Source organism: Flavobacterium sp. WG21 (assembly GCF_000335775.1).
In the GTDB taxonomy this organism is placed as follows: Bacteria; Bacteroidota; Bacteroidia; order Flavobacteriales; family Flavobacteriaceae; genus Flavobacterium; species Flavobacterium tructae.
Genome location: NZ_AMYW01000057.1, coordinates 1 through 10,577, shown reverse-complemented (window position 1 = coordinate 10,577; position 10,577 = coordinate 1). Strand labels below are relative to the sequence as shown.

9 protein-coding genes are annotated in these 10,577 nt (G+C 36.9%); 3 read left to right on the top strand and 6 right to left on the bottom strand.

The features are described from left to right. Positions 1 to 43: 43 nt before the first annotated feature. Both carB and rpmH read right to left on the bottom strand, forming a co-directional pair. Positions 44 to 2,899, bottom strand: a complete 2,856-nt coding sequence (carB, locus tag C245_RS0122245; RefSeq protein ID WP_017498818.1) for a carbamoyl-phosphate synthase large subunit — start codon at positions 2,897 to 2,899, stop codon at positions 44 to 46. Between the two features lie 148 nt (positions 2,900 to 3,047). Beyond that, positions 3,048 to 3,209, bottom strand: coding sequence for a 50S ribosomal protein L34 (gene rpmH, locus C245_RS0122240; RefSeq protein WP_008464848.1), 162 nt, complete (start codon positions 3,207 to 3,209; stop codon positions 3,048 to 3,050). Between the two features lie 165 nt (positions 3,210 to 3,374). Here rpmH and C245_RS0122235 point away from each other — a divergent pair, with 165 nt between their 5' ends. Beyond that, on the top strand, positions 3,375 to 3,890 hold the full coding sequence (locus C245_RS0122235) for a hypothetical protein (RefSeq protein ID WP_017498817.1): 516 nt from the start codon (positions 3,375 to 3,377) through the stop codon (positions 3,888 to 3,890). A gap of 221 nt (positions 3,891 to 4,111) precedes the next feature. Here the strand turns inward: C245_RS0122235 and C245_RS0122230 are convergent, their stop codons facing one another. Continuing rightward, on the bottom strand, positions 4,112 to 4,771 hold the full coding sequence (locus C245_RS0122230) for an alpha/beta hydrolase (protein ID WP_017498816.1): 660 nt from the start codon (positions 4,769 to 4,771) through the stop codon (positions 4,112 to 4,114). A gap of 317 nt (positions 4,772 to 5,088) precedes the next feature. Between C245_RS0122230 and C245_RS0122220 the strand changes: the two genes are divergently transcribed. Further along, on the top strand, positions 5,089 to 5,373 hold the full coding sequence (locus C245_RS0122220; protein WP_026110230.1) for a GNAT family N-acetyltransferase: 285 nt from the start codon (positions 5,089 to 5,091) through the stop codon (positions 5,371 to 5,373). Here the strand turns inward: C245_RS0122220 and C245_RS0122215 are convergent. The 3 genes from C245_RS0122215 to C245_RS23430 form a co-directional block, all read right to left on the bottom strand. Then, positions 5,370 to 6,800, bottom strand: a complete 1,431-nt coding sequence (locus tag C245_RS0122215; RefSeq protein ID WP_017498813.1) for an anion permease — start codon at positions 6,798 to 6,800, stop codon at positions 5,370 to 5,372. The two genes, C245_RS0122220 and C245_RS0122215, sit on opposite strands and share 4 nt — an antisense overlap. A 22-nt stretch (positions 6,801 to 6,822) precedes the next feature. Next, positions 6,823 to 7,902 carry a porin gene (locus tag C245_RS0122210; protein ID WP_017498812.1) on the bottom strand — a complete coding sequence of 360 codons (1,080 nt, stop codon included), beginning with the start codon at positions 7,900 to 7,902 and terminating at the stop codon, positions 6,823 to 6,825. A 97-nt stretch (positions 7,903 to 7,999) separates the two neighbouring features. Further along, entirely contained in the window at positions 8,000 to 9,232 is a 1,233-nt protein-coding gene (locus C245_RS23430; protein WP_017498811.1) for a hypothetical protein, read from the bottom strand. Between the two features lie 267 nt (positions 9,233 to 9,499). On the opposite strand from C245_RS23430, the gene C245_RS0122200 reads away from it, so the two are divergent. Beyond that, a partial coding sequence (locus C245_RS0122200) for a TolC family protein (protein ID WP_026110228.1) occupies positions 9,500 to 10,577 on the top strand: 1,078 nt, incomplete at its 3' end.

Genomic DNA, 10,577 nt, shown 5'->3' with positions numbered 1-10,577 from the left:
AAAGCTCCATCACTGGAGCTTTTTTTTATAGTAAGACTTGAGATTATTTACTCAAATACATTTTTCTTCTGGAATACAATTCGTAGAACTGATCGTCTTTTAGATCGTCAATAAACAAGATACTCTCTCCTGTCGATTTCATTTCAGGTCCTAATGCTTTGTTTACATTGTGGAATTTACTGAAGGAGAAGACCGGTTGTTTAATCGCGTATCCTTTCAATTGTGGGTTAAAGTCAAAATCAGTTACTTTATTGTGTCCTAACATTACTTTTGTAGCGTAGTTCACATAAGGCTCACCATAAGCTTTAGCAATAAACGGTACTGTTCTGGAAGCTCTTGGATTGGCTTCGATAATGTAAACGGTATCGTCTTTTATCGCAAACTGAATATTGATCAGGCCCACTGTTTTTAAAGCTCTGGCAATTTTCTTTGTGTGATCTTTGATTTGCTGCATTACGAATTCTCCTAAGTTAAAAGGAGGTAAAGTAGCATTACTATCTCCGGAGTGAACTCCGCAAGGTTCGATATGCTCCATAATTCCGATAATGTAAACGTTTCCGTCTGCATCACAAATCGCATCCGCTTCCGCTTCAATTGCTCCGGCCAAATAGTGATCTAAAAGCAATTTATTTCCGGGAATAGTTTTCAATAAATTGATCACATGCTCCTCTAACTCTTTCTTGTTGATTACGATTTTCATTCCCTGACCTCCTAATACATAAGAAGGACGAATTAATAGTGGGAAATCCAACTGATCTGCCAGTGCAGAAGCTTCGTCAGCCGTTTCTGCAATTCCGAATTGCGGGAAAGGAATGTGTAATTCTCTCAACAAATCCGAGAATCTTCCTCTGTCTTCGGCTAAATCAAGTGCATCAAAACTAGTTCCGATGATTTTTACACCGTATTTAGATAATTTTTCTGCCAGTTTCAAAGCAGTTTGTCCACCTAACTGTACAATAACACCTTCCGGTTTCTCATGCTGAATAATGTCGTAAATATGTTCCCAGAAAACCGGTTCGAAGTATAGTTTATCCGCCGTATCAAAATCAGTCGAAACCGTTTCAGGATTACAGTTGATCATGATAGTTTCATAACCACATTCTTTGGCTGCTAAAACCCCGTGCACACAAGAATAATCAAACTCAATTCCCTGTCCAATTCTGTTTGGTCCTGAACCTAAAACGATGATTTTCTTTTTCTCCGTTACAATACTTTCGTTATCTACATAACGCTCCCCGTTTGCTTTTTCAATTTCTGCCTCAAAAGTCGAGTAGTAATAAGGTGTTTTAGCTTTAAACTCAGCCGCACAAGTATCTACCAGTTTAAACACACGGTTGATGTTTTTGTCCATACGCAAAGTGTGTACTTCACTTTCCAGACAATTCATCATGTGAGCAATTTGTCTGTCAGCGAAACCTTTTTGTTTGGCTTCAAGCAAAAGCTCTTTCGGAAGAGTCTCTACTTTATAATTTGAAATTTCTTTCTCTAAAGTATACAATTCCTCGTATTGTTTCAGGAACCACATATCGATTTTTGTGATTTCATGAATACGGCTCAATGGGATTCCCATTGCAATTGCATCATAAATTACGAAAACACGATCCCAACTCGCAAAAGTCAGTTTTTCGATAATCTGCTCGTAGTTTTTATATCCTTTTCCGTCAGCTCCTAAACCGTTTCTTTTAATTTCTAAAGATTGGGTAGCTTTGTGTAATGCTTCCTGGAACGAACGCCCGATTCCCATTACCTCTCCAACAGATTTCATCTGAAGTCCTAAAGTTCTGTCGGCACCTTCAAATTTATCGAAGTTCCAACGTGGTATTTTTACGATTACATAATCTAAAGTCGGTTCAAAAAGAGCCGAAGTTGATTTTGTAATTTGATTTTGTAATTCATCTAAGTTGTATCCTAAAGCCAGTTTAGAAGCGATTTTAGCAATCGGGTACCCTGTTGCTTTTGATGCTAAAGCTGATGAACGTGACACACGAGGGTTGATCTCGATCGCTACGATATCTTCTTTTTCATCTGGTGAAACTGCAAACTGTACGTTACAGCCTCCTGCAAAATTTCCGATACTACGCATCATCAGGATTGCATAGTCACGTAATTTTTGGAATGTTGTATCTGATAATGTCATCGCCGGCGCAACTGTAATCGAATCTCCGGTATGAATTCCCATTGGGTCCATATTTTCGATTGAACAGATGATCACAACATTATCATTTTTATCTCTTAAAAGCTCTAACTCATATTCTTTCCATCCCATTAAAGCTTTATCAATTAAAACTTCATGTATTGGAGAAGCCTCAAGACCTCTGGTTAAAAGTTCATCAAAATCTTCTTTTTTATAAACTACCGCAGCTCCGGTTCCTCCAAGAGTAAAAGAAGGACGAATTACTAACGGAAAACCGAACTCCTGTGCAATTTCTTTACCTTCTAAATAAGAAGTAGCCGTTTTTGCAGGTGCAGTTGGTACATTTATTCTTTCTAAAAGCTGTTTGAACTGCTCTCTGTCTTCTGTAATATTAATGGCATTGACATCAACTCCAATTAATTTCACTCCGAAATCCTGCCAAATTCCTTTCTCTTCAGCTTCCAAACACAAGTTCAGTGCAGTTTGTCCTCCCATTGTAGGCAAAACGGCATCAATTTGTGGATGTTCTTTCAGAATTTCAATAATCGATTTTGTCGTTAATGGCTTCAGGTAAATATGATCGGCCATACTTGGATCGGTCATAATTGTTGCTGGATTCGAGTTTATCAAGATAACTTCAATCCCTTCTTCACGAATAGAACGTGCAGATTGAGAACCTGCATAGTCAAATTCGCAAGCTTGGCCAATAACAATAGGTCCTGACCCTATTATTAAAACTGATTTTATTGATGTGTCTTTAGGCATTTTATTTGTATTGTGTAGTTATTATAAAAGTACTTCAAAAAACATTCGTAGTGTATTCTAAACTAGAACGTTGCAGATTTTTTTACCGACAAGGTATAAAAAAAGGCGATACTAAAAAAGTAACGCCTTATTTATGTTTATAGAAACATTATTTCTTGTGTCTAGGTTCGCTAGAAACAGTTAATTTATGTCTTCCTTTTGCTCTTCTACGCGCCAGAACTTTTCTTCCATTCGCTGAAGCCATTCTGTCCATAAATCCGTGCTTATTTCTTCTTTTTCTTTTCGATGGTTGAAATGTTCTTTTGCTCATTGTTTTGTATCTTTAAAATGGTATCTAATATCTTTTTCTGTTTTTGAATATCATTATTCCAAAACCGAGTGCAAATATACAAAGACTTTTTTTTCTGGCAAGTAGTTTTATAAAAATATTTTTAATTCCTTTTGCTATCTTTGCAATCACAAATTTACAATAATTATGTTTCACAAAAATATTAAACTTATTTTAGCCGGACTTCTTGTAGTCGCTGGTATTTGGCAATTTACAGAGAGTAATATCGGGAATGGTATTTTCCTTATATTATTAACTGCAATTCCTGTTTTTCTTTACTTCAAAAACGAATTTATCCTTTTAGCCTTCCTTAAATTAAGAAAACAAGACTTTGAAGGCGCTAAAAAATGGCTTGCTTATATCAAAAACCCTGAAGCTGCCTTAGTAAGAAAGCAACAAGGATACTTCAATTACCTACACGGTATCATGTTATCTCAAACCAATATCAATCTGGCGGAGAAACATTTCAAAAAAGCAATCGAACTTGGATTATCAATGGATATGGATCTTGCAGTTGCAAAATTAAACCTTGCCGGAGTTGCAATGTCACGCAGAAGAAAGCTTGAAGCGACTAATTTATTAAACGAAGCTAAAAAATTAGACAAACAGGGAATGCTAAAAGAGCAAATCTCGATGATGAAAGAGCAAATGAAAAAAATCTAATTTTTCAATTACAATATTTTAAATCCCAAATTCCACAAGAGTTTGGGATTTTTTTTTGTTTTAGATTTCGGAGTAAAGTGTAAGATGTGAGATGGGGAGTTTGACTTAAGATCAAATTTGTCATCCCTCGTTCCTCATGATGATAATATTACCCGTAAAAACCTAAAACTTGAAACTTGAAACCTGAAACTTGGAATTTGGAACTTAAAAAACTTGAAATTTTAATTTTCCAAAATGATCGAAGGCAGATTTTCATTCAGCCATTTGTATTTATTAAGAATCATAATATGTGTTCCTCCCTTGACTACAATGCAGCTATTAATATACTTTATAGGAAAAACATCATCCTGATCTCCATGAATATGAATCACTTTAGGATCAATTTCACTTCTGTTCCATAAAATAATCGATTCGACAGCCCATTGCAAATAATTGAGATCCCGTACCGCGAGAAACTTTTCATACAACTTAATACGCTTGTTTACTTTTTCTCCAAAAGAATATTTCGCCAGATTTTCGATATTCAAAATTAACTTCATCGGAATGAGCTTATATGCTTTTGTAGTTTTTCCGATTTTCATTCGCCTTGGAAATTCTTTATTACTTCTTACACTCGAAATAATAATTACTTTTCGCGCATTAATATGTTTTGCTATTTCCTGAACCAGGACACCTCCGAAAGAAACTCCTACCAGAACCGGATTCTCATGTTTAATGTTTTTAGAAATTCGAAGAGCATAATCTGATAAAGATTCTTTTGGCTGCGGAATCTCCCATTCCAGCAAACACATTTCAAAAACAGACTCGTCTAAACTGATCCGCTCAAAAATAGCGGGACTTGCCGCAAGGCCGGGCATAAAATATACAGGAATTTTACTCATTTGACTGCACGAGAATTTAAGGTTACCGCTTTTTTTAAGCTAAAATTACTTTTTTTAGCAATATCCAATGCAAATCTTACACCATAAATTACTCCACAAACCAAACAACAGTAGTAAACATGCACAATTCGGAGCTATTTCACGGGATTAAAAAATAATTTTATATTGAAAATCAATTGATTAACTTTGCAATCCCGTTAACTTATATTGAAACATTTTTTCCAGAATGTTCTTTATAAAATTATCAAATGTTCTTTTCTATTATTTTTTTTAATTCAATCCCCCAAAACATGACAAATATGGAACACATTGAAACTATGGAAATCAAAGACAATACTTTTGCAAGACAATTTGAAACCATAGTCCCTGAAGGCTTACTTTCTGTGGAGTATTCTTTTCAGGAAAAGAAAATTTTCTTAACCAAAATCAACTCCCCTGAAGGCTTTGATAATCAAGCCACAATTGACACTTTACTAAAAGGCATCATGGAAGTGGTTAGCGAAAAGAAATTCCGAATAATGCCTATCCACCCAAAAATTGTATTGTTTATTAAAAAAAATCCGGAATACAAAGAGTTACTTCCTCCGGGAATCCGTATTTAGAAATCCCCAATTAATCGGAGCCACAACCCTCCTATTACCATATAAATAAAGAGCATAACCAGACCGGTTATCAAACCTTTGACCCACCAGCTTTTCAGGTCGACATAACCGCTTCCGAAGAAAACTGGTGCCGGCCCGTGCCCATAATGGGTTAAAGTTCCGTAAAGAGAACCCACAAATCCCAACATAAAAGCCAACAGCAGGCCCGGAATTCCAAGTGAAATTCCAACACCCAATAATGCAGCATACATAGCAGCCACGTGAGCTGTTGCACTTGCAAAAAGGTAATGACTAAAAAAGTATACCAATACAATAATAGGAAATGCCATTTGCCAGCTCAAACCTCCTATTTCAGCTTTTACCACATCGCTAAACCAGCCAATAAATCCCAGTTCATTGAGCGAACTAGCCATCATCACCAAAACGGAGAACCACACTATGGTGTCCCAGGCTCCTTTTTCGGCTTTTACATCATCCCAGGTTAACACCGAAGTCAATAATAAAATAACCAATCCGATAAAAGCAGTAGTTGTCGCATCAATAGAAAACAGATCACCAGTCATCCAAAGAAACAACAGAATAAAAAAGGTCAACAGCATCATCCATTCGTTACGCGTGATCGCTCCCATTTCTTTTAGTTTCTGAGCTGCAATTTGCGGAGCATCACCTGTTTTTTTCAATTCAGGCGGATAAATCTTGTACAGCACCAAAGGAATTACAAAAAAAGCCACCAGACCCGGAACTATCGCAGCTGTTGCCCACGAAATCCAGCTGATTTTAATTCCCAGATTAAGGGCAAATTTCTGACACATCGGGTTACTTGCCGTTCCTGTTAAAAACATTGATGACGCGATCAGATTTGCATTGTAACTGCTCAGAGTAAGATACGATCCTAATTTTCGATGTGTTTCGGGCTGATCCGGCATCGAACCAAAACTCATCGACATTGATTTCATAATTGGGTAAATAATCCCCCCTCCTCTTGCCGTATTACTTGGCACTGCCGGAGCCAAAACCAAATCGGCAAGTCCAAGGCCATAAGCCAATCCAAGTGAACTTTTTCCAAATATCCTGATAAACAAAAAAGCAATTCTGTTTCCCAAACCTGTTTTGATAAATCCTCTCGCAATAAAAAACGAAATCCCGATAAGCCAAATTACCTTATCACCAAAGCCTTTCAAAGCCAAAGTGATCGATTTTCCAGCATCTCCGGGAGCCAGCACCTGTGTAAAGGCGGTTAATGCAATCGCAATCATACACATAGTACCCATAGGAGCTGCTTTTAAAATGATTCCAAGAATAGTCGCCACAAAAATAGCAAACAAATGCCAGGCTTCTGCAACAACACCATCTGGCGCCGGAATAAACCAAATTGCAAGTCCAACGGCAAGTGTAATCAGGGTTTGAGGTATTTGTACTTCTTTCATAAAAAAAGGAAATTAAATTGTGTTATAGACGAAGTTGTAACTGAAGTAAAAATAAGTTGTCATTATAAAATGAGGTGTCAGGAATATTTTTGTCGAAACGATCAATTTCAAATCCCAATTCTATTCGTCCCGTATACGCTTTCCCAAACTCAAGACTCAACATAGGCGTATACGTCTGACGTACATTTGAATTGACTTTATAATTATTGTCAAACGATTCAAAACGACAGGACAACTCCAGTGATGTTAATTTTTTATAATCGACCAAGTATCTCAAATTAGGCAAAAAGTAAATTCCCCGCATTTGATAATCGTCAACATTTGACGTTCTCGCATCTGCCGGTAATGAAAAATACAAATTATGATTGGTTCCCTGCTTGTATTCAATCTGCAAATCAAAAGTCAATCTGTCGGTAAGCTTAAAATCACTAGTAATATCAATCCCCAAAGCAAAAACTTTTTGATTGGCTCTTTTCCCAATTCCACCATTTAGACCCAGATTGATCTTGTGTTCTTTAGACAGACCAAAACCCCATCTGGTCGTGTACAATTTTCCGTTATCATTATCCTTTTCCTGATTTTTTCCGTTACCATTTAAAACAGAAACTGCATAGTTAACTGGAATCTTTCCAATATCGAAAGCTCCTGTTGCCGAAGCTCCAATTTGAAAACTTGTCCATCCGTTTTTACCAAACTCATAGTACTGATTGGAAAAATCAAATGACTTTATAATATCAACAGGAACCAACTCTTCTATACCAAATGCAGGACGGAACTGGCCACCTGTTAAGGCTAAATATTTACTAAAAGTATATTTTCCGTAAGCATTTTCAAGAACTTTAGATTTGGGATCAGACTTAAAATCGGCAAGATTTACCAGAATTACAACTTCTGTAGCTTCGCTTAATTTGGTATTGAGCCCAACGCGCATTCTTTTAATATCAAAGGAGCTCTGTGTTACTTCACCCGTAGAATGATGAACTCCCAAAACATCAACTTTTTCACCTGTGCTTTCTAAATAACGCGCTTGTAGAAGGCCTTTAAACTGAAATTGTGGGTATTTAACATCACTTTCCTTATCAGCGGCTGTTTGCGCATTCATAAAAAATGACATTATAAAGAAAAAATAATTTTTAATAGTAGCGCTTTATTCATAAATGCTGTAAATCAGAAATTAGTCTAATATTTATAATTTAATCTTACCTTCTATTGGCACCAGAACCACGATTGGAACCTGGTGGCGCTGCCATACCTCTATTACCTGCCGGTCGGGTCGCAGGACGTGTTACCGGCCGGGTCGTTGGTCTTGTAGTTGGATTTGTTGGCCGATTCACGGGCTGAGATGGCCTCCCCTCTGGTCGGGTTGATGGATTTGTTGGGGCTACCGGACGCGTTATTGGTCTCGTTGTTGGATTTGTTGGCCGATTCTCTGGCCGAGATGGTCTCGCCTCTGGTCGGGTTGATGGATCTGTTGGCGTCACCGGTCTTGTTGACGGATTTGTCGGACGTGTTATCGGTCTTGTTGACGGATTGACGGGACGGGTGGTAGCGGGTCTCGTTGGTCTTGTACTGGTTACCGGAGCAGGTCTTTTATAATCCCTTCCGTTGTAAGTTGCATTGTAACGGCCGCTGCTTCTATAATCTCGAACTACAGTCGATGAATTTCTTCTGGTTGTATAATTATTATAATAGCGCTGGTTTCTTATATAGATCGTTCTTCTATAATAAGGATTTCTATAGTAATGCCCATGATATCCCCAATAATCATGATAATAAACCGGACGCCACGGACGCCAATAAGGAGGATAATATCCCCAATACCACGGAGATCGGTACACTACATATACAGGAGAAAACAAGTACAATACTACTGGCCATACGTTTATGTTTGTTGTCACATAACCCGGATTACCGGCTGTTGTATTATAATTATTGATTGTATTATTATTATTTACAATTACGGGAGCATCTCCTTTATATCCGGGATTAGGTGTTCCGGCTGCAGTACCTGAAGGCTCTACAATATAATTTTTGCCATACAAATCCGCATCTCCTATGATCTGAACATGTACATTATTCTTTTTATCTTTATCTACCTCAATAACAGCAACGTCCTGCTTTTCTGTACTGCTCACTGCAACCTGAAGTACAATCACATGTGTATTCCCTTTCTTTTGACTTTCGATTTCGATATAATCAATCTCGCCATCATTATTCAAATCCAGATTATTTACCTTACTATCCTGTTCATTTAAGACTCTTTCAAATTCCTCTAAAGTTTTGGATTTCTGAAAGACGTCTAAAACAGCATACAAATTAAGATTATCGCCCGGCAAACCTAAAGCAACAGGTTCGTTATCAGTTTGAGAAAACGATGGCAAACTAAACAAATACGCCATCAAAACTACCAAAAACAAAAAACTCTTTTTCATGTTAAAAATAAGTTAATTTGGAAATACATTTACTAAGGTATGAAAAAACAGACAAACTCCAATGCAAGCCGATAACTTTCTGTAATACAAGTATAAAATACTAAAAAAGTTTTAAATGCATTTTATTTTTTAAATATCTCAACAGCACTAATGTAAGACTTATATTCTTAACTTTGTAATAATTGCTCTTTCGATTCCTTCCCATTTCTTGTACTATCTTACAAAACCTGTTTCATGATTTGTCCAATAACAGAAATAAAAATTGTAATGAAAAAACACTTACTCCCTTTTCTTTTTTTTCTTTCTTTCCACTCTGTACAAAGTCAGATTGCAGTTTCTTCAACTCTGGAAGAAGCCATTCAAAAGGCTATTGAAAAAAGCACTTCTTTAAAAAACAAAGATTTAGATATTGAAAAATTAAATCTTCAGGAGAAAGGCGTCTGGAACAAATACATTCCAACAATTGAAGCCAGTGCCTTATATTCTTATTTTGACAACAAACTCACGGTCGATCTTCCTACAGCTACCATTCCGATTGTAAACTATCCTTTGTTTGACGGAAAAACCGCTTTTAAGAACTACGGCAACATTTTTACAGGAAGTGTCATGGCCAAAACAGTACTATTCAGCGGCATGCAAATCCCAAACGGAGCGAAAGCCATCGCAGAGAAAACGAAAGGAACAGTATTCTTAAAAGAATCCGAAAAAGATGCCATCACAAAAGAAGTCATCAACACTTTTGACCAACTGGAACTACTAAAAGTAATAGACAAACTTATTAAAGAAAGCGAAAACCGACTGGACACGGAAACCAAACGTGTTACAAAAGCAATTGAACAAGGACTTGCTATTCCGTATGACAGGGATAAGATCAAACTAGCGGCACTGGAACTTTCCTCCAAAAAGATTGAACTGGATGGAAAACGGAAACTAATTTATAAAAAAATTCAATATTTAACTGGTTATTCGATTAGCGAGATAGATCATGTGCAGTATACCTTAGCACCTTATTTGATTACGGACGAGAAATTAAGCACACTAAACAAGCAGGAAATAAAAGCTTTAGAATCTTTCAAATTGGCTTATGAATATTTATTAAAGAAGGAAAAAGGAACTTACTTACCCACACTCGGAGCTTTTGGTGGAGTATCCTATTCAAGTTTATTCAATGCCAATGCTACGACTCCCATTGTTACGGGAATCAATCAGGCCTTATATTTAGGTCTTAACGAACTGACCATAAGTCAGAACTGGATCGTGGGAGCCGCTATGAAATGGGAAGTCTTTTCCGGTTTTGAAAGAAAGCACAAAGTGCACGAAGCGAAGATTAATATTGAACAGGTAC

Coding starts and splice junctions, on each gene's coding strand:
- carB (WP_017498818.1), bottom strand. CDS start 2,899: ATGCCTAAAGACACATCAATAAAATCAGTTTTAATAATAGGGTCAGGA.
- rpmH (WP_008464848.1), bottom strand. CDS start 3,209: ATGAGCAAAAGAACATTTCAACCATCGAAAAGAAAAAGAAGAAATAAG.
- C245_RS0122235 (WP_017498817.1), top strand. CDS start 3,375: ATGTTTCACAAAAATATTAAACTTATTTTAGCCGGACTTCTTGTAGTC.
- C245_RS0122230 (WP_017498816.1), bottom strand. CDS start 4,771: ATGAGTAAAATTCCTGTATATTTTATGCCCGGCCTTGCGGCAAGTCCC.
- C245_RS0122220 (WP_026110230.1), top strand. CDS start 5,089: ATGGAAATCAAAGACAATACTTTTGCAAGACAATTTGAAACCATAGTC.
- C245_RS0122215 (WP_017498813.1), bottom strand. CDS start 6,800: ATGAAAGAAGTACAAATACCTCAAACCCTGATTACACTTGCCGTTGGA.
- C245_RS0122210 (WP_017498812.1), bottom strand. CDS start 7,902: ATGAATGCGCAAACAGCCGCTGATAAGGAAAGTGATGTTAAATACCCA.
- C245_RS23430 (WP_017498811.1), bottom strand. CDS start 9,232: ATGAAAAAGAGTTTTTTGTTTTTGGTAGTTTTGATGGCGTATTTGTTT.